A 24157-nucleotide genomic window follows, 5' to 3' on the forward strand; every position below is an offset into this window, starting at 1 on the left:
GAAGTTACCGATAGGAGTCGGATCGTTTGGCGACGACGTAGACCGTGATCAATCGCGCGTCGTCGTCCGCCTTGTACACGATGCGGCACTGACCGATACGCACACGCCGATCGCTGTGGCTCCCGACGAGTTTTTCCGCGCCAGCCGGCCTCGGGTCGTGACGTGATCCGATGATCGCCTGAAGGGCGGCCTCGAATGCTTCGCGTGGCAGCTTTTGTATGTTCAACATGTTGCACCGGGAGATCGAGACTATCGGCTCGTGGCGTGCAGCAGCAGGTAGCTCAGGAACATCATGACGGCGAGTGCGACCAGCGCGTACACCAGTTGCAGGGTGAGGCGGGCGATGCGTCGGGCGGTGGCTGCGGTCATGGACGACCTGTCTCGTGTTTTCCCATCGGCGGATATGTCGGCCGGTCGGAACGAGATATTAGCTACTGAGTGGCAAACGACACTGTGCGGGTTGGGCGGCGCGTCGCGGGGGAACCCTGCGAGCCCCCTGATTCACTCCTGGCAGCCGGTGCAGAAGTAGAGCGCGCGCTCACTGTCCGGGCCCTCGCCGATGAGGGTCAGGGTGAGGTTGGTGCCGCAGCGGCGGCATGGTTGCCGGTGGCGGCGGTAGACGTACGGCCGCCAGGGCGGATCGTGCGCGGCGCTGTGCAGCACCCGATGCGCCCGATCGACCAGGGCCGCCAGATCGGGCACCGATCCGACCGGGCGGCGCGGGTCGACGCGTTCGATGAAACAGATCTCGCTGCGGTAGATGTTGCCGATCCCGGCCAGGTTGCGCTGGTCGAGCAGAGCCAGGCCGATCGGGCGATCCGGCTGCGCGAGCAGTCGGCGGACCGCTTCGGCCGCATCCCAATTCGGACCAAGGAGATCCGGGCCGAGCCGGTCCAGGACGGTGTGTTCCTGATCGCGTCGCAGCACCTCCACCGTGCCCAGCGCGAAGCCCACGGCCTCGGCTTCCGCGGTGGCCAGGATCAGCCGGGCGGTGAACGCCGGCTTGGTCCAGCGCTGGCCGGGAGTGAACACGCGCCACGTACCCTCCATCTTCAGATGGGTGTGAACGCTGACCGCCGGGGTCCGCACGAACAGATGTTTGCCGTAGCTGCCGACCTCCTCCACCGGTTGCCCCGACAGATCCAGCGTCGCATAGCGTGGAACCCGGAAATCGCTGCGCACCAATATCTTTCCGGCCAGGGCCGTGCGCAGTCTTGCCGCGGCGAGGAAGACGGTGTCACCTTCGGGCATCTCGGCCCCCCGCGAGTGATCGGACTCCGCTCTGTCGCGGTACCTCCGGAAACGTCCGTCGCGCAGCGTGATCCGGTTCGTGCGCCGGTTCCGTTCCGCGCGGATGCCGCAGCGCTCTCGAACGTGTTGGCCGCATCGCCGGGCTCGCCACTCGTGAGTGCAGAGGTCTGCCCGGGCGGCCCGGTCTCGTTGTCGTGTGGCCGGGGCGTACCGCCTGCTCGGGTCCCGTCACGCGTTCCGGTGCCGGGCTCACCACGGCGCTCGGATGTCTCGACCTTCGCGCAGGTCCCGATCCCGACTCGCGTTGTGCGAGGGAGCGGGGCTCATTGTCCGCCTCGTTTCGCGTACTCACGGCCGGCTCCGCAGGCGGAACCCGCGCGGGGTGGCGGCGAAACCTGCTTCGGTCAGAAAGGTGGCGAAGGTGTTGCCGTGTACGGATTCCCCGTCCACACGCTCCACGACCAGCGAGTCGATGTGGTGATCGTGGACCAGCGCGGCCAGGGCCGCGGCGGCGCGGGCGCGGCGGTGGGGATCCTCGGTGAAGGTCAGCAGGGTTTTGCCGCCGCGTTCGAGGTAGAGGGCGAGGTCGCCGTCGACGAGGACGACCAGGGCGCCTGCCTTGCGTCCCGGACGGTGCCCGGCGCCCTCGCTCGCTCCCTTCGGCCAGGGCAGCGCCGCACCGTACGGATTGGCGGGATCGCAGGCGGCCAGAGCCAGAGCGGTATCCAAGGTATGTTGTGCGCGTTCGATTTCGGGAGTCCGCTCGGTGTCGAAGGAGCGCAGCCGGTCCACCACGTCGGTCGTGGAGAATTGCGCGCCGCCGAGCGAGTCGATGAAATAACCGCGCCGGCAGCGGCCGCGGTCCTCGAATTCGGTGAGTACGCGATACATCAGCGCGAAGCCGCCCGGGACCTGTTCGCCCTGAACCGATCCCCGGGTCAGCACCCCGTACCGCTCCAGCAGCAGATCGGCCGTGGCGTGGGCGCGAATCGTGTTGTCCACCGCGCGTTCCGGCAACAGCGACCAACGTCCGGCGACTGTGGGCGGACCCGTGCGCGTCGGCATGTTCGCCCGCGGCAGATACATCCGCCCCCGCGGCGTGCGCCGGGGCGAACGATGTGTGGTGGTGCTGCGCGTCGTGCCCGACAGCAACGCGCGTACCGGTGCGAAGGTGTCACCGGCGACGTGTCCGGCCCACACCAGCTCCCACAGCGCCGCAGCCACCGCCGCGTCGTCGAGCAGTCCGGTGGCATCGGAGAGTTGCCGGAAGAAGTACGCGCCGCCCGCCGATGGCACTACTCGTGCCGAAAGAGCACCGTCGATCGGCTCGCCCGGTGAACCTGGACTCTCCTCCGGAGACGCTGCGGCCGTTCGCGGAATCACAGTGGCGCCGAGGGCGAGCAGGAGTTGGGTCTGGGTTTCGGTGAGGTCGATATCGTCGGGCGGCGGGAGAGTCAGGGCGGCCTGCTCGGCGGGGTGCAGGGCGATCCAGCCGTCCTTGGCGGTGAGGGAACCGTGGCCGGACCAGATGACCTCACCCGTGGACATCAGCTCGTCCAGCATGGCGGGTGCATAGTCGCGCACCCGGGCGGGCAGGATCAGGGACTCCCACGCCGAAGCCGGAATCGGCACGCCCGCAAGCTGTTCCACGACCGCGGCCACACCGTCGACGCCGCGCAACTGACCGGTGCCCACCTGCTGCCAGGCGGGCAGGAACCGGGCGAACGCGGTGGTCGCGACGGGTTCGATCTCCTTGCGCGCCGCGGCCAGCGAACGCCGCCGCAACCGGCGCAGCACCTGGGTGTCGCACCATTCCGTACCGGCCGCGCCGGGGGTGAATTCACCCTCCACGACCCGCTTCTCGGCGGCGAGCCGATGCAGGGCGGTCGCCGCGACGGCCGGGCCGATACCGAATCGGCTTGCCAGCGCCGCTAATTCGAACGGGCCGTGCGTGCGTGCGTACCGGCCGACCAGATCGCCCAGAGGGTCGGCGACCGGCTCGATGAAGGCCGCCGGAACCCCGATCGGCAGCGGCACACCGAGTGCGTCGCGCAGCCGGGCGGCATCCTCGATCGCGACCCACCACTGCTGTCCGGCATACGAAACCGACAGGGCGCGACGGGCTCGAGCGAGTTCGGCGAACCACGGTTCGGGGTCGGCGGTACATCGCAGCGCTGCCTCGGCCGGGGTGAGCGGGCCCAGCAGACGCAGCAGATCCGCCAGCGCCTCGGCGTCGCGGGCCTGCCGTTCGGGGGTCAGGCGCTGCAATTCGCGTTCGGTGAGTTCGAGTACCCCGGCGTCGAGCAGTTCGCGCAGTTCCACGCGGCCCAGCAGTTCGGCGAGCAGTCCCGAGTCCAGCGACAGCGCCGCGGCGCGCCGTTCGGCCAAGGGGCTGTCGCCCTCGTACATGAACTGGGCGATGTAGTCGAACAGCAGGGCGTTGGCGAACGGCGAGGGGGTGGCGGTCTCGACCTCGACCAGTCGCAGCTTGCGGTGGGCGATCCCGGTCTGCAGCTCGCGCAGCGAGGACAGGTCGTAGACGTCCTGCAGACACTCGCGGGCGGTCTCCAGCAGGATCGGAAAATCCGGGAATTTGCGCGCCACATCCAGCAGTTGCGCCGCGCGTTGGCGTTGCTGCCACAGCGGTGCACGGCGGCCCGGATCGCGGCGCGGCAGCAACAGCGCCCGCGCCGCGCACTCCCGGAACCGGGAGGCGAACAGCGCCGAGCCGCCGACCTGTTCGGTCACCACGTCGTCGATCTCGTCCGGTTCGAAGACGAACAGATCCGCACCGGGCGGGTCGTCGGTGGTGTCGGGCAGGCGCACCACGATTCCGTCGTCCGAGGCCTGTGGCGCGGCGTCCACCCCGAAACGCTCGCGCAGCCGCGCGCCCACCGCCAGCGCCCACGGCGCGTGCACCGGCAATCCGTACGGCGAATGCAGAACCACGCGCCAATCGCCGAGTTCGTCCCGGAACCGCTCGACCAGCAACGTCCGATCGGTCGGCAGATGCCCGGTCGCGGAGCGCTGATCGCGCAGCAGCGCAACCAGATTGGCGGTCGCGAAATCGTCGAGCCCGGCGCTGTGCACGATCTCGCCGAGTTCATCGATATCGGCGGCGCTCCCGTTCCCGCGGCGGGACCGGGTGCGCCCCTGATCGCCGCTCACCCCGGCTCGCTTGCCTCGCGAATCGGCCGGCGAACTGCCGTCCGGCGACGCCTTGCGTCGTGGTGACCGAACAGATTCGGCGGGGCCGGAGTTCCCGGGCCGCTGGCCGGCGGTAGAGCCATCGGGGGGCGGCGACTCCGAGATGCGCGAGTCGGCCTGTGGGACAACGCCGGGCGAAGCGGCATCCGCGGTGGGGCGCCGCGCTGAGCCTGCGGATTGTCCGGATTCCGGGAAGCCGGGGTCGTCGGGCGGCTGCCCGAGGCCGGACCCGTTGACCCGCAACGGGTCCGAGAGTCGTGCGGGAGTGCCGACGGCCGGCTCGGCGGTCGCGGGGTAGGTGGGGCCGGGTGATGTCGCGGCACCGAGTAACGCGTCGAGCCCGGCCGCGGGCGCGCGCTCGATGGCCTGCCCCGCGGTCCGCACGAATTCACCCAGGGCGCTGCCCAATTCGGCCGGGCGGCCGAGGGAATCGCCGTGCCAGAAGGGCAGCCGGCCGGGCAGGCCGAACGCGGGGGTGACCAGGACGCGATCGTGGGTGATCTCCTCGATGCGCCAACTGGTCGCGCCGAGGGCGAAGACGTCGCCGACGCGGGACTCGTAGACCATCTCCTCGTCGAGTTCGCCGACGCGAGAGGCCTTCTCGCCCACCATGAACACCGGGAACAGGCCGCGGTCCGGAATCGCGCCACCGGAGGTGACGGCCAGGCGCTGTGCGCCAGGACGTCCGGCCAGCGTGCCCGCGTCGCGATCCCACACCAGCCGCGGGCGCAGTTCGGCGAATTCGTCCGAGGGATAGCGCCCGGACAACAGGTCCAGGACCGATTCGTAGGCCGAACGCGGCAGTGTCGCATAGCTTCCCGTGCTCCGGACGATGTCGAACCAGGTATCGACGTCGATCGGGTCCAGGGCGCAGGCCGCGACGGTCTGCTGGGCCAGGATGTCCAGCGGATGCGCGGGAATGCGCAGCTGTTCGATCTGTCCGGCCGTCATCCGCATCGAGGCGACCGCGCAGTGGATCACATCGGTGCGGTGCTTGGGAAAGATCACGCCGCGAGAGATCTCACCGACCTGATGTCCGGCCCGCCCGACCCGCTGCAGGCCGCTGGCCACCGACGGCGGCGCCTCCACCTGCACGACCAGATCCACCGCCCCCATATCGATGCCGAGCTCGAGACTGCTGGTGGCGACCACGCAACGCAGCCGGCCGGTCTTGAGGTCGTCCTCGATGATGGCGCGCTGCTCCTTGCTCACCGACCCGTGATGCGCGCGAGCCAGCAGGGACGCACTGCCGTGATTGACATCCGAGGTCGAGCCCAGCAGCGCTGGAGTGCGCCGGGCCGGCTCCGGCGCGGGTTCGGCGTCCTCGGAACTCACGCCGACCCGTTCGGCATATGTCTCGTTCAACCGGGCGGTGAGCCGTTCGGCCAGCCGCCGCGAGTTCGCGAAGACGATCGAAGATCGGTGTGCCAGAACGAGTTCCACGATGGCCGAATCGACGTGCGGCCAGATCGAGCCGGGCTGGTCCGAATCGCCCGCCGGGTCCGGCTCGGTCATATCCGCCACCGGCACCCGCACCGACAGGTCGAAGGTCTTCGGCGCGGGCGGGGCGACGATGGTGATCGGCGCGCTGCCGACCAGGAACCGGCCGACCTCCTCCGGGGGCCGGACCGTGGCGGACAGGCCGATCCGCTGGGCGGGCCGCTCGGTCAGCCCGTCCAGCCGGGCCAGCGAAAGTGCCAGGTGCGCACCGCGTTTGGAACCCGCGATGGCGTGCACCTCGTCCACGATGACGGTCCGCACCGACCGCAGCGTCTCCCGCGCGGCCGAGGTGAGCATCAGGAACAGTGATTCGGGCGTGGTGATCAGAATGTCCGGCGGGGTGCGCTGCAACGATCTGCGTGCGGCCGCGGTGGTATCGCCGGAGCGCACCCCGACGCTGATCTCGGGCGCGGGCAGTCCCAGCCGCTTGGCGGTCTGCGTCACCCCGACCAGCGGTGATCGCAGATTGCGCTCCACATCCACCGCCAACGCCTTGAGCGGTGAGATGTACAACACACTGGTGCCGCCGATCTGCTCGGCTGTCGGCCGAGCCGCGAGCTGGTCGATCGCCCACAAAAACGCCGACAACGTCTTGCCCGACCCGGTCGGCGCGATGACCAGCGTGTGCTCCCCGGCGGCGATCGCCCGCCACGCACCCAGCTGAGCGGCCGTCGGCGCGGGAAACGCGCCGTCGAACCACTCCTGCGTGGGTCGGGAGAACTGGTCCATGCGCACAGTCTGCACCCCACCACCGACACGAGGCCGCGCCTCGACCCTCGCGCCGGTCGATCCGTCCTCGGTCACCGAGGAGTTCCGCGGCAAAGTGCACGCCGTCGACACGCGCGGCCCGTTCCGCCTGTCGGCTCACCCGGTGCTGTCCGGAGCCGTCGACACCGACCTCGCGAAGGCTGGGGGTCCCGAGGCGCGGGCCCCGATGAAGCGCATCGGGGTCCCGCGGGATATCGCGCGACCGTGCGCCTTCTGGCCGGACCGGTCGCCGGGCACAGCAACGGCGCTCCGACACCTCATCGACCGGCCGGTGCCGGAGCGCCCCGAGTCGGCGGGGCTACGTTGCGGGGAACTCGATGCCCTGCGCCAGCGGCAGTTCGGTGGAGTAGTTGATCGTGTTCGTGGCCCGGCGCATGTACGCCTTCCACGAATCCGAGCCGGATTCGCGGCCACCGCCGGTCTGTTTCTCACCGCCGAACGCGCCGCCGATCTCCGCGCCCGAGGTACCGATGTTGACGTTGGCTATGCCGCAGTCGGAGCCGTCGGCGGCGAGGAATCGCTCGGCCTCGCGCTGGTCGCGCGTGAACACCGCGGAGGACAGCCCCTGCGGAACCTGGTTGTGCAGGGCGATCGCGTCGTCGAAATCGTCGTAGGTGAGCAGGTACAGGATGGGTGCGAAGGTCTCCTCGCGCACCACCTCGGTCTGCGCGGGCATGCGCACGATCGCCGGGCGCACATAGTAGGACTCCTCGCCGTTGACCATGACACGCTCACCGCCGCACAGCAATTCGCCGCCGTCGGCGAGAGCGCGGGCGAGCGCGTCCTGCATCGAGGTGTAGGCCCGGCCGCTGATCAGCGGTCCGACCAGCACGTCGTCCTGCTGCAGCGGATCCCCAACGCGCAGTTGGTGATAGGCGCGGCACAGCCGGTCGGCCAGCGGGCCGGCGACGTCCGTGTGCGCGATCACCCGCCGCAAGGTGGTGCAACGCTGGCCCGCGGTGCCCGCGGCGGCGAAAAGCACCGCGCGCGTGGTTAATTCCAGATCGGCCGACGGGGTGACGATAGCCGCGTTGTTCCCGCCCAGTTCCAGCAGGCAGCGTCCGAACCGGGCCGCCACCCGCGGGCCCACGGTGCGGCCCATCCGCACCGATCCCGTCGCGCTGACCAGTGCGATCCGCTCGTCGTCCACCAGGCGTTCCCCGACGTCGGCCGCGCCTTGGATCAGCTGATGGATCTCCGGGTCCGCGCCGACGTCGGCGGCCGCGCGCCGTACCAGCGCATGACCGGCCAGTGCCGTCAAAGGTGTTGTCTCCGAGGGCTTCCAGACCACGGTGTCGCCGCAGACCAGGGCGATCGCGGTATTCCACGACCAGACCGCCACCGGGAAGTTGAACGCCGAGAGCACCCCGACGACACCGAGCGGATGCCAGGTCTCCATGAGGCGATGCCCGGGACGTTCGGAGGCCATGGTGCGCCCGTACAGCTGCCGGGACAGGCCCAGGGCGAATTCGCAGACGTCGATCATCTCCTGCACCTCGCCGCGGGCCTCCGCGCCGATCTTGCCCGCCTCGAGGGTGACCAGCTCGCCCAGCTCGTGCAGGTTCTCCCGGAGCAGTTCGCCCAGCCGCCGCACCACCGCGGCCCGCTGTGGCGCGGGCACCGTGCGCCAGCTGCGAAACGCGTTGGCGGCCTTGCCGATCGCGGCCTCGACCGCCGCATCGTCACTCGGCGCGAGGGTGGTCAGCCGCGCGCCGGTGATCGGTGTGCGCGCCACCAGCGAACCCGGTGCGGGCAGGGTGACGCCCAGCTTCAGCAGGAGTCCTTCGGCGCGTGCGGCCGGATCGCCGACGGCCGATGCGGTACGTGTCATGGGTACCTCCGTGAGGGTGCGGGTGTGGGGCGGCGGCCGTGGTTCCGGCCACGAGTCCGAATCGCTGCGTTAGCCTTCGCTGATGGCGGACGCACCGGCGAAATCTGTTCTGGACGAGATCGATCGACTATTGATCCGCGAGCTGACCGAGGACGGCCGCGCCACGCTGTCCAACCTCGCGGAGAAGGCGAACCTGTCGGTGTCCGCGGTGCAGTCCAGGGTGCGCCGGCTCGAGGCCCGGGGCGTGATCCAGGGATATACCGCGAAGATCGATCCGGAGGCGCTGGGGCAACTGCTGTCGGCATTCGTCGCGATCACTCCTCTCGACCCGTCCCAGCCCGATGACGCCCCGGCCCTGCTGCGGCACGTCCCGGGTATCGAGGCGTGCCATTCGGTGGCCGGCGAGGAGAGCTACATCCTGCTGGTGCGGGTGGCCTCGCCCCGGCATCTGGAGCAGTTGTTGCAGGAGATCCGCGCGACGGCCAACGTACGGACACGAAGCACCATTATTTTGCAGACATTCTATGACAGATGATCTCTGATCGTAACTTCTACGGAAGTCTGTAGAGTTTGCGTAAAAATTTTCGTAACCTTGAGGGGTGACCCTAGAACTGGAGCGCCCCGGGGTGGTTGCTGACGCGCCGCTGGTCACCCCCGAAAGGGTGCATGAAATTCTGCGCGCGAACATCCTCGCCGACGGGTTCGAGCTGGTCCTGGACCCGGCTCGATCGCACGGCCGCCGGCTCGTCGACGCCCGCGACGGCACGGCCTATCTGGACATGTTCGGCTTCTTCGCCTCCTCGGCCCTGGGCATGAACCACCCCGCCCTGGTCGAGGACGAGGTGTTCCGGGGCGAACTGCTCACCGCCGCGATGTACAAACCCAGCAACTCCGATATGTACACCGTCGAGATGGCCCGGTTCGTGGACACTTTCGCCCGCGTGCTCGGCGATCCGGCGCTGCCGCATCTGTTCTTCATCGACGGCGGCGCGCTCGCCGTGGAGAACGCGCTCAAGGCGGCTTTCGACTGGAAGAGCCGCCACAACGAAATGCACGGGCGCGCACCGGAACTCGGCACGAAGGTGCTCCACCTGTCCGGAGCCTTCCACGGGCGTTCGGGATATACCATGTCGCTGACCAACACCGAGCCGGTCAAGGTCGCCCGCTTCCCGAAGTTCGCCTGGCCGCGGATCGATACCCCGTATCCGGCCCCCGGTGTGGACATCGAGGCCGCCGAGGCGCACGCGCTGGCCCAGGCGCGTGCCGCCTTCACCGAGAATCCGCACGACATCGCCTGTTTCGTGGCCGAACCGATCCAGGGCGAGGGCGGCGACCGGCATATGCGGGCCCGGTTCCTGCGGGCGATGCAGGCGATGTGCCGGGAATTCGACGCGCTGTTCGTGCTGGACGAGGTGCAGACCGGCGTCGGGGCCACCGGCACCCGGTGGGCGTACGAACAACTCGGTCTCAGCCCGGATATCGTCGCTTTCGGTAAGAAGACCCAGGTCTGCGGCATCATGGCGGGCGGCCGCATCGACGAGGTCCCCGGTAACGTCTTCGCGACCAGTTCGCGGCTGAATTCCACCTGGGGCGGCAATCTCGCCGATATGGTGCGTGCGCGCCGCATCCTCGAGGTGTTCGAGCGCGACGGCCTGGCCGGACGCGCGGCCCGGCTCGGCGCCCACCTGCTCGACCGGCTCACCGAGCTGGCGGACCGTCATCCACGGCTGAGCGATCCGCGCGGACGCGGGCTGTTGTGTGCGATCACGCTGGAATCGGCCGAACTGCGCGACGATGTCCTCACCCGGCTGCGCCACGACGAGCACGTACTGCTGCTCGGCACCGGCGAACGCGGCATCCGGTTCCGCCCGCCGCTGACCGTCACCGTCGACGAACTCGACAGCGCCGTCGACGCCTTCGATCGGGTGCTGAGCTGAATCCGGCCGTGACGATCCGGCCCGTCACCTACCGACCGTCCGGTGGCGTTCGCGGGGCTCGAATGTGACTTTTCACGGACTCCCGGGAGCGGTTTCCGATCTCTCTCACCGCATTTCATCAGGGGTTTTCAGCTGGCGAACAGCCAATAACGGTACCGATCAGTAGCCCCTACTGGAATTCCGCGCGGCACTGGTACTGGCTACACTCCGGGACATGACGAGTGTCCAGCAGCAGCCAACGCCGGGGTCGGCGGGCGCCCCTGATATTCACACCACCGCCGGCAAGCTGGCCGATCTGCGCAATCGGCTGGAAGAGGCCAAGCATCCGATGGGTGAGGCCGCCGTCGACAAGGTGCACGCCAAGGGCAAGATGACCGCGCGCGAGCGGATTCTGGCCCTGTTGGACGAGGGCTCGTTCGTGGAGATGGACGCGCTGGCCCGGCACCGCAGCGTCAACTTCGGCCTGGAGAACAACCGGCCGCTCGGCGACGGCGTGGTGACCGGTTACGGCACCATCGACGGCCGCGACGTGTGCATCTTCTCCCAGGACGTCACCGTCTTCGGCGGGTCGCTCGGCGAGGTCTACGGCGAGAAGATCGTCAAGGTCATGGATCTGGCGCTGAAGACCGGCCGTCCGCTGATCGGCATCAACGACGGCGCGGGCGCGCGGATCCAGGAGGGCGTGGTCTCGCTCGGCCTGTACGGCGAGATCTTCCACCGCAACATCCAGGCCTCGGGCGTCATCCCGCAGATCTCGCTGATCATGGGTGCGGCCGCGGGCGGGCACGTGTACTCCCCGGCCCTGACCGACTTCGTGGTCATGGTCGACCAGACCAGCCAGATGTTCATCACCGGCCCCGACGTGATCAAGACCGTCACCGGTGAAGAGGTCACCATGGAGGAGCTGGGCGGCGCGCACACCCACATGGTGAAGTCCGGTACCGCGCACTACGTCGCCTCGGGCGAGCAGGACGCGCTGGACTACGTCAAGGACCTGCTCAGCTACCTGCCCAGCAACAACCGCGCCGAAGCCCCGCGCTTCGCGCCCACCGACCCGGTCGACGGCGCGATCGAGGATTCGCTGACCGAGGAGGACCTCGAGCTCGACACGCTCGTCCCGGACTCGCCGAATCAGCCGTACGACATGCACGAGGTCATCCGTCGCCTGGTGGACGACGACGAATTCCTCGAGGTGCAGGCCGAGCGCGCGCAGAACGTCATCATCGGGTTCGCCCGGATCGACGGCCGCAGCGTCGGCTTCGTGGCGAATCAGCCGACCTACTTCGCCGGCTGCCTGGACATCGACGCCTCGGAGAAGGCCGCGCGTTTCGTGCGGACCTGCGACGCGTTCAACATTCCGATCATCACCCTGGTCGACGTCCCGGGCTTCCTGCCGGGCACCGATCAGGAATACAACGGCATCATCCGTCGCGGCGCGAAACTGCTGTACGCGTACGGCGAGGCGACGGTCGGCAAGATCACCATCATCACCCGCAAGGCGTACGGCGGCGCGTACGACGTGATGGGCTCCAAGCACATGGGTGCGGACGTCAACCTGGCGTGGCCGACCGCGCAGATCGCGGTCATGGGCGCTTCGGGTGCGGTCGGTTTCGTCTATCGCAAGAAGTTGCAGCAGGCCGCCGCCGAGGGCGCCGATGTCGACGCACTGCGTCTCGAACTGCAGAACGAGTACGAGGACACGCTGGTGAACCCGTACGTGGCCGCCGAACGCGGTTACGTCGACGCGGTCATTCCGCCCTCGCACACCCGCGGTCAAATTGTTTCGGCACTGCGACTGCTGGAACGGAAGATGGTCGCGCTGCCGCCGAAGAAGCACGGCAACATTCCGCTCTGATTCGACGATATGTCCAGTGCGGGGCGCAGACTTGCTGTGAGACGTCCTACACTCGCCGCGCGAGCGGCTCATCCGAGCAAAGATGGAAAGAGCGGTTGTCGAGGAAACGGGAGCCGCGGCGAATACCGTTCGCGGGTTTCGGAAAGAACTTCGAATCCCCGGACGTCCGGCCTTCCGGGGCCGGGCACAAAAACAGGAGGAGCTGGCGCTGTGACGGCTGTGGCTGATGAAGAGGTCCTTCGCGCTGCTGAATTGGCTTTGTCGGTCGACGAGGTCGTCGACACGGTCGAGCCGGTGGTGGCCGAATCCGAACCGAGCGCGGGACCGGACATCCGGATCCTGAAGGGCTCGCCCACCGACGCCGAGATCGCTGCCCTGGTGTGTGTCTTCGCGGCCGCCGCGAACGCCGCCTCCGCCGCGCCCGCGCAGTCCGGGCCGGTGGATCTGTGGGGCAAGCCGACCATGATGCATCGCGGCGCGATGCCGTTCTCGCCGTACGCTTTCCCGTTCCTGTCGCATCTGCGCGACTGACGTGACGCGGTTCGTACTCGGGTCGGCCTCGCCTGCCCGCCTGCAGGTGCTGCGTTCGGCGGGTCTGGACCCGATGGTGCGGGTCTCGCAGGTGGACGAGGACGCCGTGGCGGACGCCCTGCCCGCCGGTACCGCACCCGAGGGCGTGGTCTGCGCCCTCGCGCGGGCCAAGGCCGAGGCGGTGGCCGCCGCGCTGATCACCGAACAGTCCGACATCGTCGCCGATTGCGTTGTCGTGGGCTGTGATTCGATGCTGCTGGTGGACGGCCGGCTGCAGGGCAAACCGCTGACCCCGGAAGTGGCGCTCGAGCGTTGGGCCGCAATGGCGGGGCGCAGCGCCGACCTGCTGACCGGGCACTGTGTCCTGCGGGTGCGCGAGGCGCGGATCACTGCCGAGGCGGCGGACTGCACCGGCACCACAGTGCATTTCGCTACTCCGGACGCAGCCGAACTGGACGCCTACATCGCCACCGGTGAGCCGCTCCAGGTGGCGGGGGCGTTCACCCTGGACGGGCGCGGCGGCTGGTTCGTGGATCGCATCGACGGCGACCCGTCCAGCGTGATCGGGATCGGGCTACCGCTGGTTCGTCGACTGCTTGCCGACGTGGGTGTCGCCGTGACGCAGCTGTGGGTCGGCGGGGCGCAGTTGCGGGCCGACGCGGCTCGCTGACGGGGTCGCCGCGGCGATCCTCGGTTCGGTCGCACCCGCCGGTGCGTCCGGCATCGCGTTGTGGTCGGGCACCAGCGAGTCCTTGACCGCCTCCAGGCGCGCCACACACAGTTCGGGGCCCACGAAGGGGTGCAGCCGCACGTTCACCGTGTCGTGCGCGCCGTTGCGGTCCAGCGCTTCGCGCAACAAGCCCATGTGCACGCCGCACACCACCTCCGAATGTGTGCGGGCCAATCCCCGCAGCGGGCAGCCGGTCATCCGGATCAGCGCCTGTTCGTCGGGTTCGGGACCGGTCTCGCGTTCGGGTGCGAAGCCGAGTTCGGACATCGCGGTGACGATCAGATTCCGGGCGTCCTCCAGCGTCTCGATCGGCTGCTCGAGCGTTTCCAGCTTCGAACCCCAGGCGCGTCCGGCGGCCATGGCCGCCTCTGTGCGACGACGCGGATCACTGCCGAGCTGATCGGCGAGCACCTGAGCGAGATCCTGGTAGCCGACCGATCGCTGGACGGCGCTGTACCCGATCCGCGGGCGGCCGCGACCCCGCGGCGGCTGCTGGAACTGCCGCACGAGCGACTCTCGCGTGAGCACGTCGAGGTGGAATCGCACCGTCGTGACGTGCTGCCCGGTGATCCTGGCCAGTTGCTGGGCATCGAGAGGCTCGCCGGCGCCGCGCAGGATCGCAAGCAGACGCCGTCGCGGCCAAGAATCGGACATAGCTCACCCCTCCTCCCGGGAGACTTTATCGGATGAGGCTGCGACTTATTCGCTCATTCATCCGATTCGCGACTGGGGGACCAGTTGTTGTAAGGCTTCGCGCTTACCATCGGAAACGGAACCGCTCGACCACCGTCCATCACCTCTGAAGGACCAACCACCGTGCCCGTCGCCTCGGACCCTCATCCTTCGTTCGGCTCGTACGCATACCCGCACCGACTGGTAACCACGCAGTGGCTGTCGGCGAACATCGGCACGCCGGGACTCAAGATCGTCGAGTCCGACGACGACGTTCTGCTCTACGACATCGGGCATGTGCCAGGTGCCATCAAGATCGACTGGCGCGCCGAGCTTACCGATCCGCTGACCCGCGATGTCGTGGATGGTGCGCGTTTCGCCGAACTGATGCGAGCGAAGGGTATTTTGCGTGAAGATACCGTGGTTGTCTACGGAGACAAGGGCAATGGCACCGCGGCGGCCACGATGTGGGTCTTCACCCTGTTCGGTCATGCCGATGTGCGCCTGCTGGACGGCGGGCGCGAGGCCTGGATCTCCGAGGCCCGCGACACCACCTTCGAGGTGCCTGCCGCGGGGCTGGGCGAGTATCCGGTCGTCGAGCGGGACGACAGCCGGTCGCGGGCCTTCCTGGACGATGTGCGCCGGAATCCGGGCCGTCCGCTGATCGATGTGCGCACGGCCGAGGAGTACTCCGGCGAACTCGACCGGATCCGGGACCGGCCGGACGAACAGACCCTGCGCGCCGGGCACATCCCGACGGCGGTGAACATTCCGTGGACCTCGGCCCTCGGCGCGGACGGGCGATTCCGGCCCCGCGCCGAATTGCGCCGGATCTACGACGGGATTCCCGCCGAGCGGGAGACGATCGTCTACTGCCGCATCGGCGAGCGGGCCGCGCACACCTGGTTCGTGCTCACATTTCTGCTCGGAATGGCGGATGTGCGAAACTACGACGGCTCGTGGACCGAATGGGCGAATTCCGTCCGCACACCCATTGTCAAGGGGGCTGCGCCCGGCCGGCCGGTATCGATGCCGGACACGACCGTGGCGCCGGGGATCTGAGCACACTCCTACTGTTCGGTAGTGCCTCCCGGGTTCGGGTTCTATTGGCAGAGTGCCTACACTCGCCCGAGACGAAAGTATTCAGAGCACAGGAGGCTCAGTGCCCAACCATGCCAACGCGCAGATCACCAAAGTCCTTGTAGCGAACCGGGGCGAGATTGCCGTGCGCGTGATCCGGGCCGCCAGGGATGCCGGAATCGCCAGTGTCGCGGTGTACGCGGAGCCGGACGCGGATGCGCCGTTCGTGAAACTGGCCGATGAGGCGTTCGCCCTGGGTGGGCAGACTTCGGCCGAGTCGTACCTGGTGTTCGAGAAGATCCTCGACGCGGCCGCCAAGGCCGGCGCCGACGCGATCCATCCCGGATACGGATTCCTTTCCGAGAACGCCGATTTCGCGCAGGCCGTGCTGGACGCGGGCCTGATCTGGATCGGGCCGTCGCCGCAGTCGATCCGGGATCTGGGTGACAAGGTCACCGCCCGGCACATCGCCGAGCGGGCGCAAGCGCCGATGGCCGCGGGCACCAAGGATCCGGTGAAGGACGCCACCGAGGTCGTGGAGTTCGCGAAGCAGTACGGGGTTCCGGTCGCGATCAAGGCCGCGTTCGGTGGCGGCGGTCGTGGCATGAAGGTCGCGCACACCATCGAGGAGATTCCCGAGCTGTTCGAATCCGCGACGCGTGAGGCGACCGCGGCGTTCGGGCGCGGCGAATGCTTCGTGGAGCAGTACCTGGACAAGGCGCGGCACGTCGAGGCGCAGGTGATCGCCGACAAGCACGGCAACGTCGTGGTCGCCGGTACCCGCGACTGCTCGCTGCAGCGGCGGTTCCAGAAGCTGGTGGAGGAGGCCCCCGCGCCGTTCCTGAGCGATGAGGTCCGCGCGAAGATCCACGAGTCCGCCAAGCGGATCTGCAAGGAAGCCGGATACTACGGCGCCGGCACCGTGGAGTATCTGGTGCAGGGCGAGACCGTGTCCTTCCTCGAGGTGAACACCCGGCTCCAGGTCGAGCACCCGGTGACCGAGGAGACCTCCGGCCTGGACCTGGTGCGTCAGCAGTTCCGGATCGCCGAGGGCTACGAGTTGTCGGTCACCGAGGATCCGACTCCGCGCGGGCACTCGTTCGAGTTCCGGATCAACGGTGAGGACGCCGGCCGCAACTTCCTGCCCGCCCCGGGCCCGGTGACCGTGTACAAGGAGCCCACCGGCCCCGGTGTGCGCGTGGATTCCGGCGTGGTCGCGGGCAGCGTCATCGGCGGGCAGTTCGACTCGATGCTCGCCAAGCTGATCGTGACCGGCGAGAACCGCGAGCAGGCGTTGCAGCGCGCGGCGCGGGCGCTGGCCGAGTACGAGATCGAGGGTCTGGCCACGGTGCTGCCGTTCCACCGGCACATCGTGGAGAACCCGGCGTTCATCGGCGACGGCGAGAAGTTCGACGTCTACACCAAGTGGATCGAGAACGATTGGGACAACCCGATCGAGCCGTACACCGGCGGCCAGCCGATCGAGGACGAGGAAGAGCCGCGGCAGAAGGTCGTCGTCGAGGTCGGCGGACGTCGCCTCGAGGTGTCCCTGCCGGGACAGTTCAGCGTCGGCGCGGGTGTCGCGGCCGGTGGCAGCAATGGTGCGGGCGCGGTGCGCAAGAAGCCCAAGCCGCGCAAGCGCGGTGCGGGCGCGGGCGCCGCGGCCTCGGGTGATTCGGTCACCGCGCCGATGCAGGGCACCGTGGTGAAGGTCGCGGTCACCGAGGGACAGAGCGTCGAGGCGGGTGACCTGATCGTGGTGCTCGAGGCCATGAAGATGGAGAACCCGGTCAACGCCCACAAGTCCGGTGTGGTCACCGGCCTGGCGATCGAGGCGGGCGCGGCCATCACCCAGGGCACAGTGCTGGCTGAAATCAAGTAGGCCACAGCAGTTTTCAGCCGAGGGCCCGTCCGCTCAGCCGAGCGGACGGGCCCTGGCGTCTGTATCAGGGACGACCGCCGCCGTCACCGGCGGTGCCGTGAATTCTGAAGGCGTCGCGTGCTGCGGTTCCGGTTCGACCAGAATGCTGTGTCTCGGCACGTTTGCGGCGGCCCGAGCGGCGCTGGCCGACCTCGGCCGATCGAGTGCCGATCGTGCCGTCGAGCTGGTCGGGGCGTGTGTGTGGGCGGGCGGTTACTGCCCTGCGGGCGGCGGCCACTGCCAGGTCGGGATGACGATGCTGGGGGCCGGGACGATGGTGAAGGTCGGGGCGGGGATTTTGAAGGTGAAGGTGAAGCCGGGGATCTGCGGGACGGTCGTCGGAACCTGTCCGCCCGGTTCGGAGGTCGGGGCGTTCGGTGCGGGGGCCTCGGCGGTGGTCGCGGGGGATCGAGGAGCGGTCGTTCCGGGATTCACGACGTTCAGGCCACCGCCGCTCATCAGGGCGGTGCAGCCCACGATCACCGCGAAGACGACGGTGGCCAGGATGACCAGTGCGACGATGCCGCGGATGACTCCGGGGGTGAACACCGGACGGTGTGTCGCGGGCGCGCGGATCAGGTCGGGGCCGGCGTCGTCCGGGCTCCTCTGTAATACGCGGGTCGGACGCGGTCCCGCCGCGACCGGCACGGGGTGGCCGACCGCTCCCTCCGGAGTCACCCGGGTCGGCTGCGGTGCTCGACTCGCCGGTGTGCCGGCTTCGGTCACGATGCGCGTGGGCCGCAGCGGTTCTCGCCCCTCGAGTGGCGGCAGCGCCCGGGTGCGGCCCGGCGGTTCGAGTTCCGGCGGTGTTCGTGGAATCGGTTGCGCCATACCGATCGCGGCGAGTGCGGCGGCCGCGAGCTCACCGGCGGTGCGGTACCGGTCCTGCGGGTTCTTCGCCATCCCGCGGGCGATGACCTCGTTGAGGGCCCCGGGCACGGATTCGACGCGCGGCGGATCTTCGTGCAGGTGGGCGTGCAGCTGCTGTACCGCATCGGTATCGCCGAACGGCCTTCGCGCGGTGAGGCATTCGTAGAGCACGCAGGCCAGGGAGTAGATGTCCGAGCGCGGCTCGGCGTCGCCCGCGAACCGCTCCGGGGCCATATAGGCAAGCGTGCCGATGGTGAAACCCGTTGCGGTGATGGTGGTCTGGTTCGAGATGCGGGCGATGCCGAAATCGATCAGATACGCGAAACCGCTGGCGTGCACGATGATGTTGGCGGGCTTGACATCCCGATGGACCAGCCCGGCGGCGTGGGCGGCGTCGAGCGCCTGGGCGACCTGGGCGACCAGATCCACCGTGTCGGGCGTGCGCATCGGGCCGAGCCGCAATTTCCCCGCGACGTCGACGCCGGGGATGTACGCCATGTCCAGGTACAGCCGCCCCTGGTGCGCTCCGAACGTGTGGATCGGCGCCACGTGCGGATTATCCAGGCGCGCACCGATATTCGCCTCGCGTTCGAATCTGCGCCGGTAGTCGGGATCGTCCGTAGCCGAGGGGGAAAGGATCTTCAGCGCCACCGTGCGACCGGTACCCGTGTCGTGCGCGAGCCAGACCTCACCGGCAGAACCGCGCCCGATCAGCCGATCGAGCCGGTACGCGCCGAACTGCCGCCCCGCCATCAGCATCCCCGCGCGGGCCGGGCGCCGTGCACCACGATGGCAGGTCCCCTACGGCTGCGGCGATCGCGGTACATGGTCCGACCCTAAACCGGGGTGCGCGCCGGAGCCAATGTGATTCCGCGCCCGGCGACGTGGTCGTGATACGGCCGCGCCGGCCGGGGGTTAATCTCGTGCTATGGCCGATTCACCCGATATCCGCATCGGTACCGCGGAACGTGAGACCGCCATGCGGCAGCTCTCCGACCATTTCGCCGCCGGGCGGCTCTCGGTCGCCGAATTCGACGAGCGCAGTGCGGTGGTCGCGGCCGCGGTCACCCGGGGTGATCTGGTCCGGGTCTTCGCCGACCTGCCCGACGCGGCCGCGCAGCCGCGACAGCCGGCCCGGCAGCAGCCCGGCCGCCGGGCGGAGGTGCGCGGCGCGGTGATGGGCCTGACCGTCATCGTGGCCCTGGTGCTGTTCTTCGTCTTCCACACCTGGGTGTGTTTCCTGCTGATTCCCGCGGCCGCCATTCTGGTGGGACCTTCGGGGCGCCGGGATCAGGGCCGGCGGCGCGAGGAGCGCCGGGAACGCCGCGACAAGCGACGGGGCCGGTAGATGGAACCCGTCGAGATCAACGCGGGCACGTGGTACCTGCGCGCCCTGCGCGCGGACGATCGCATCGACGACCGCCCGGCCCTGGCCGACGGCGGTATCACCGATCCGGACCACGTCGCTCACCGCAACCGGGAATGGGCCGAGGAGACCGGATATTCGTGGGCTGTCTGTGAGCCCACCACCGCCGAACTCGTCGCAGAGATCGTGGTGACTCCGAATTCCGATGGCACCGCAACTGTTTCGGGCTGGGCCCGCGAAGGCTTCTCCGCCGCGTTGGAAACCGGCGAGACCGCGGTCCGCCGCTTCGTCTCCGGCGCGCTGGGTTTGCAACCAGTGTGAGCGCTCCTGGATGTCGCGCGCCGTTCCGGGGCCGAATGAGATCGGTGAGATATCCGGCTACCCAACACTTGTCGTCAGTGCAGTAGCAGAAGTCTCTGTCCGTCTGTGATTTCCGGGTTCATTACAATCGGAAGCCCAGTGCTGTAAGGACTCTCGCAGCAAGCAGTTCGATCTGAACCCGCGGTACACGCAAACCTCGACGCACGGATCCGCAGCCCGGCCTGCGGGTGGCACGGGTAATGATCCGATACACGTTGTCGCACAGCGATTTACGAGCCGGATCGCGCCCCGGCCTCGCCGCATCCGCACTGCCTGGAAATTCACTGTCCTGTACTGATCATCGGCGTTACGGTAGAGGTCCGATCCGAGCAAGGGGAGGCCGGTATGTGGGAGTGGAGCAGAACCGTCACGGAGCGGGCCGTGGCGGCGGGATGGAGCGGTCGGTGTCGGCGGGAGTCGCGCCCGACGGTCGTGGACCCGGAGCCGTGGGTCCAGGAGCAGGAGCAGCGGGAGGAGCGCTCGGCCGATCACCGAGCCGGCGGCATACCCACCGAGGCATCCAGCGTCAACGCGTACTGCCTCGCGGGCTGAGCCGATGACAGACGGTGGCGTCGCATCCGGACGGGTGCGGCGCCACCGCCGCGTCCGGCGGCCCTGCCCACCGGGGCCCGTGTAGCCTTCCAGGCGTGCACAGGCCCCCCTTGGACATCGCTGAGCTGCGGCGCAGCATCGCCGAATCACCGGATCTGTCGTTTTTCTCGCGAATCGATGTGGTGGAGTCGACCGGATCCACCAATGCCGATCTGATCGCGCGGGCGAGCGATCCGGGCGCGGACGGGCACGTACTGCTCGCCGAAACGCAGGAGCACGGCCGTGGACGGCACGACAGGTCGTGGTCGAGCCCGCCGCGTGCGCAATTGGCGCTGTCGATGCTGGTGCGGCCGGCCGGTATCGCCCCGGCGGCCCTGGGCTGGCTGCCGCTGCTGACCGGCGTGGCGGTCGTGGACGCGGTGCGCGAGACGACCGGACTGAACGCGAATCTCAAGTGGCCCAACGATGTTCTGATCGATGGTCGCAAGGTCTCGGGCATCCTGGCCGAGGTCGCCTCGCCCGGTGACGCGCCCGCGGTGGTGATCGGCGTCGGGCTCAATGTCGGCCTGACACAGCCGGAATTGCCCGTTCCGCATGCCACTTCGCTGCTTCTGGCCGGGGCGTCCGAGGTGGATCGCACCGGCCTGGCACTGTCGATCCTGCGCAACTTCGCCGCGCAGTTCACCCGCTGGCGCGATGCGCACTGGGATGTCGAGGAATTGGCGCAGCGGTATCGCGAGCGGTGCAGCACCCTCGGAGCCCAGGTACGAGCCGAATTGCCCGGCGGCGAAGTGCTTCTCGGCATCGCCACCGGTGTGGACGAGGTCGGTCGGCTGCTCATCGGTGACCGGGCCGTCTCGGCGGGCGATGTCACGCACCTGCGCCCGGTCGAATCCTGAGCCGCCAGTTGCTTGCCGCGGATCGGTCCACCATGGTGCTGTGGGTTAGCTGACGATCGTGCCCGCGCGCTCGCGCGGTAGGGTTCGAACATGGGTTATCCGGAGGGGCTGCTGGCGCCGGACGAGCGCTTGCTGTTGCATCATCATCCGCACTGGAAGATGGTGTTCTGGCCCGCGGTCACATTCATCCTGGCCACCGCGCTGGCCGGATTCGCGGGCGGGCTGGCCTGGCGGCACGTCGGGGACACCGCGCGCACCGCGGTGCTGATCGCCGTCGCGGCGGTCTGGGCGATAGTCGTGCTGTGGCGTTGTGTGGGGCCGGTGATCCGTTGGGCTTCAACACATTTCATCATCACCGATCGGCGGGTGCTGGTGCGTGACGGGGTTCTGACCCACACCGGGATCGACATCCCGATGAACCGCATCGCCAGTGTCCAGTTCCGGCACAGGCTTTTCGAGCGGCTGCTCGGCACCGGGACGTTGATCATCGACGCCGCGTCCGGTGATCCCTTGGAGTACCACGACATCCCCGAAGTGGAGCAGGTGCACGCGCTGCTGTACCACGAGGTCTTCGACAGCCCCCGCGATCCGCGGTCCGACCGTGGCGCCGAAGCGGACCACGAGCACGGACAGCGCGATTACCGCTGATCGATGAGTCGGCCGCGGGGTCGGGAACGTAGTCTGGTCACGTGACCGCCGTATTGCTCGCCGAAGATGACGAGGCTATCGCCGCCCCGCTGTCACGGGCGTTGGGACGCGAGGGTTATTCGGTAACCGTGGAAAGTTTCGGGCCGGCCGTACTCGAGCGTGCCCTGCACGGTGAACACGACCTGCTGATTCTGGATCTGGGCCTACCCGGTATGGACGGGCTCGAGGTCTGCCGCCAGGTCCGCGCCAGCGGCGCCGATCTCGCGGTGCTCATGCTCACCGCCCGCACCGACGAGGTCGACTTCGTCGTCGGCCTGGACGCCGGCGCCGACGATTACGTCGGCAAACCGTTCCGGCTCGCCGAACTGCTGGCCCGGGTGCGAGCGTTGTTGCGGCGCAGCGGAATCGGTGACGAGGCAGTGGAGATCGGCGGCATCCGGCTCGAACCGCAGGCGCGGCGGGTCATGGTCAACGGCCACGAGGTGAATCTGGCCAACAAGGAATACGAACTGCTCAAGGTGCTCATCGACCGGGCCGGTCAGGTCGTGCCGCGCGAGGCGATCCTGCGCGAGGTGTGGGGCGATGCGGATCTGCGCGGCTCCAAGACGCTCGATATGCACATGTCCTGGCTGCGTCGCAAGATCGGCGACGAGGGCCCGGTGGCCGAGCGGCGCATCGTCACCGTCCGGGGCGTCGGCTTCCGGTTCAACACCGACTGAGCGCGGATGCGGCGCAGAATTCTGCGGTCCATGCTGGCCGCGCTGCTGCTCACCACCGTCGTGCTGGGTATCCCGCTGGCCTTCACGGCCTGGCAGTGGGTTGCCGATATCAATCGCAACGATCTCATGGCCCGGCTGGATCGGATGGCACAGGAGGTGCGCGGTCAGGAGCAGGCGGACGGGCTGGTGCACGGCACCCTGGATCTGCATCTGGTGCAGGCGCTGATTCCGCAGGGCGGCAAGCTCACCATCATCTACCCGACCCCGGAGGATGCCGCGCTGAGCGTCACAGCGGGCGTGACGAATGTGCAGGATCCGGTGGCGCAGTCGCTGTCGATGGGCACGTCGGGTTCGCTGCGGCTCGAGGTGCCCGCGGACCGGATGCACGCGATGCAGTGGCAGGCGGTGGGCGCGGTGGGCCTGGTCGCGCTGGCCTCGCTGGCTGCGGGCGTGGCGGTGGCGGTGGTGACCGCGCGCCGGGTGGCCGATCCGCTGCGCGACGTTGCGGGCCGTGCCGCGCGCCTGGCGATGGGCGATTTCCGCCTGGAGGTCCGGCGGCACGGCATCACCGAGCTCGATCGGGTCTCCGATGTGCTCGATTCGGCCGCGGTCGAGATCGCCGGCCGGCTGCAACGCGAACACACGCTGGTGGCGGACGTGTCCCATCAGCTGCGCAGCCGCCTGACCGCGGTGCGGCTGCGCCTGGACGAGTTGTCCGCGCACGCCGATCCGGCGGTCGTGCACGAGGCGGAGGAAGCGATGGCCCAGGTCGACCGGCTCACCGCCGCCATCGATGAGCTGGTGCGCGCCTCCCGCGACGAGAACGCCGCCGACCGCGATCCGGTGCCGGTGGTGGAGGAGTTGCGCGGGGTGGTGGCCGAATGGCGGCATCCGTTCGCCGACGCCGGTCGCCGGCTGATCCTGTCGGGCGATCCCACGCTGCGCGCGCCGGTGACCGGTTCGCGACTGCGCGAGGCGCTCGCGGTGCTGATCGACAATGCCCTGATGCACGGCGCCGGCGACTGCACGGTCTCGGTGCGCACGGTCTACGGCGGTCCGGATCGGGAGCCGCTGATCGCGGTTGAGGTGGCCGACGAGGGCGACGGCGTCAGCGACGAGCTGGCCCCGCACATCTTCGATCGCGGTTTCTCCGGCGCCGGATCGACCGGCGTCGGACTCGCGCTGGCGCGGGCGCTGATCGAGGCCGACGGCGGCCGCCTGGAACTGCAGCGGCGACGTCCGGCACTGTTCGCGGTCTTCCTGGGCAAACCCACTCGCGCCCGCACGGCCATCGGCGTATCGGGCGAACCGCGCTGAGTTGTGTTTTTGGCCTCTGGATTTTTGGCCTCCGCTTCGCTCCGGCGGGTTTTCGGCGCTGTAAGGCTCGTCGTTCAGCCCTCGAGACTCGGCCTTCGGCCATGCGCTTCGAGGGCCGAACGACGAGCCCGCGCCGAAAACCT

General features: G+C 68.9%; 18 protein-coding genes and 2 pseudogenes. 13 read left to right on the plus strand and 7 right to left on the minus strand.

The window, feature by feature from the left end; all coding sequences use genetic code 11:
• Positions 1 to 4: 4 nt before the first annotated feature.
• The 5 genes and pseudogenes from AC5WS7_RS26835 to amaB all read right to left on the minus strand — a co-directional run bounded on the left by AC5WS7_RS26835 (position 5) and on the right by amaB (position 8557).
• On the minus strand, positions 5 to 103 hold the full coding sequence (locus AC5WS7_RS26835) for a type II toxin-antitoxin system RelE family toxin (protein WP_495957353.1): 99 nt from the start codon (positions 101 to 103) through the stop codon (positions 5 to 7).
• Between the two features lie 398 nt (positions 104 to 501).
• A complete protein-coding gene (locus AC5WS7_RS26840; RefSeq protein ID WP_495957354.1) occupies positions 502 to 1251 on the minus strand; it encodes a DNA-formamidopyrimidine glycosylase family protein in 750 nt (249 codons plus the stop codon).
• A 348-nt stretch (positions 1252 to 1599) separates the two neighbouring features.
• Positions 1600 to 4335: pseudogene (locus AC5WS7_RS26845) on the minus strand (Lhr family ATP-dependent helicase); the annotation flags it as partial.
• A gap of 486 nt (positions 4336 to 4821) precedes the next feature.
• Positions 4822 to 6687, minus strand: a pseudogene (locus AC5WS7_RS26850) (DEAD/DEAH box helicase); the annotation flags it as partial.
• Between the two features lie 337 nt (positions 6688 to 7024).
• On the minus strand, positions 7025 to 8557 hold the full coding sequence (gene amaB, locus AC5WS7_RS26855) for an L-piperidine-6-carboxylate dehydrogenase (protein WP_495957355.1): 1533 nt from the start codon (positions 8555 to 8557) through the stop codon (positions 7025 to 7027).
• A gap of 82 nt (positions 8558 to 8639) precedes the next feature.
• Between amaB and AC5WS7_RS26860 the strand changes: the two genes are divergently transcribed.
• The 5 genes from AC5WS7_RS26860 (at position 8640) to AC5WS7_RS26880 (ending at position 13550) form a co-directional block, all read left to right on the plus strand.
• Positions 8640 to 9092, plus strand: a complete 453-nt coding sequence (locus tag AC5WS7_RS26860) for an Lrp/AsnC family transcriptional regulator (protein WP_040819361.1) — start codon at positions 8640 to 8642, stop codon at positions 9090 to 9092.
• Positions 9093 to 9156: 64 nt separating this feature from the next.
• Positions 9157 to 10494 carry an L-lysine 6-transaminase gene (gene lat / locus AC5WS7_RS26865; protein ID WP_495957356.1) on the plus strand — a complete coding sequence of 446 codons (1338 nt, stop codon included), beginning with the start codon at positions 9157 to 9159 and terminating at the stop codon, positions 10492 to 10494.
• Positions 10495 to 10708: 214 nt separating this feature from the next.
• Positions 10709 to 12349, plus strand: a complete 1641-nt coding sequence (locus AC5WS7_RS26870; RefSeq protein ID WP_495957357.1) for an acyl-CoA carboxylase subunit beta — start codon at positions 10709 to 10711, stop codon at positions 12347 to 12349.
• 210 nt (positions 12350 to 12559) lie between these two features.
• Entirely contained in the window at positions 12560 to 12880 is a 321-nt protein-coding gene (locus AC5WS7_RS26875; protein ID WP_495957358.1) for an acyl-CoA carboxylase subunit epsilon, read from the plus strand.
• Between the two features lies 1 nt (position 12881).
• The gene (locus AC5WS7_RS26880) at positions 12882 to 13550 is read left to right on the plus strand and encodes a Maf family protein (protein ID WP_495957359.1); all 669 of its coding nucleotides are present in this window, start codon (positions 12882 to 12884) and stop codon (positions 13548 to 13550) included.
• On the opposite strand, the gene AC5WS7_RS26885 is transcribed toward AC5WS7_RS26880, so the two are convergent.
• The gene (locus AC5WS7_RS26885) at positions 13455 to 14264 is read right to left on the minus strand and encodes a helix-turn-helix transcriptional regulator (RefSeq protein WP_495957360.1); all 810 of its coding nucleotides are present in this window, start codon (positions 14262 to 14264) and stop codon (positions 13455 to 13457) included. The two genes, AC5WS7_RS26880 and AC5WS7_RS26885, sit on opposite strands and share 96 nt — an antisense overlap.
• A gap of 162 nt (positions 14265 to 14426) precedes the next feature.
• On the opposite strand from AC5WS7_RS26885, the gene AC5WS7_RS26890 reads away from it, so the two are divergent.
• On the plus strand, positions 14427 to 15344 hold the full coding sequence (locus AC5WS7_RS26890; RefSeq protein ID WP_495957361.1) for a sulfurtransferase: 918 nt from the start codon (positions 14427 to 14429) through the stop codon (positions 15342 to 15344).
• A gap of 100 nt (positions 15345 to 15444) precedes the next feature.
• The gene (locus tag AC5WS7_RS26895) at positions 15445 to 17244 is read left to right on the plus strand and encodes an acetyl/propionyl/methylcrotonyl-CoA carboxylase subunit alpha (protein WP_495957362.1); all 1800 of its coding nucleotides are present in this window, start codon (positions 15445 to 15447) and stop codon (positions 17242 to 17244) included.
• Between the two features lie 252 nt (positions 17245 to 17496).
• Here AC5WS7_RS26895 and AC5WS7_RS26900 read toward each other — a convergent pair whose 3' ends face one another.
• On the minus strand, positions 17497 to 18906 hold the full coding sequence (locus AC5WS7_RS26900) for a serine/threonine-protein kinase (RefSeq protein ID WP_495957363.1): 1410 nt from the start codon (positions 18904 to 18906) through the stop codon (positions 17497 to 17499).
• 175 nt (positions 18907 to 19081) lie between these two features.
• Between AC5WS7_RS26900 and AC5WS7_RS26905 the strand changes: the two genes are divergently transcribed.
• The 6 genes from AC5WS7_RS26905 (at position 19082) to AC5WS7_RS26930 (ending at position 24014) form a co-directional block, all read left to right on the plus strand.
• A complete protein-coding gene (locus tag AC5WS7_RS26905) occupies positions 19082 to 19501 on the plus strand; it encodes a DUF1707 SHOCT-like domain-containing protein (RefSeq protein ID WP_495957364.1) in 420 nt (139 codons plus the stop codon).
• Positions 19502 to 19840 carry a hypothetical protein gene (locus tag AC5WS7_RS26910; protein ID WP_495957365.1) on the plus strand — a complete coding sequence of 113 codons (339 nt, stop codon included), beginning with the start codon at positions 19502 to 19504 and terminating at the stop codon, positions 19838 to 19840.
• 686 nt (positions 19841 to 20526) lie between these two features.
• Complete coding sequence (locus tag AC5WS7_RS26915) at positions 20527 to 21330, plus strand: biotin--[acetyl-CoA-carboxylase] ligase (RefSeq protein WP_495957366.1); 804 nt, start codon at positions 20527 to 20529, stop codon at positions 21328 to 21330.
• 90 nt (positions 21331 to 21420) lie between these two features.
• Entirely contained in the window at positions 21421 to 21978 is a 558-nt protein-coding gene (locus tag AC5WS7_RS26920; RefSeq protein ID WP_495957367.1) for a PH domain-containing protein, read from the plus strand.
• A gap of 41 nt (positions 21979 to 22019) precedes the next feature.
• Complete coding sequence (locus AC5WS7_RS26925) at positions 22020 to 22697, plus strand: response regulator transcription factor (RefSeq protein WP_067886009.1); 678 nt, start codon at positions 22020 to 22022, stop codon at positions 22695 to 22697.
• A gap of 6 nt (positions 22698 to 22703) precedes the next feature.
• Positions 22704 to 24014 carry a sensor histidine kinase gene (locus AC5WS7_RS26930; RefSeq protein ID WP_495957368.1) on the plus strand — a complete coding sequence of 437 codons (1311 nt, stop codon included), beginning with the start codon at positions 22704 to 22706 and terminating at the stop codon, positions 24012 to 24014.
• Positions 24015 to 24157 lie beyond the last annotated feature (143 nt).

It is taken from the genome of Nocardia sp. PLKS1-43, assembly GCF_059510335.1.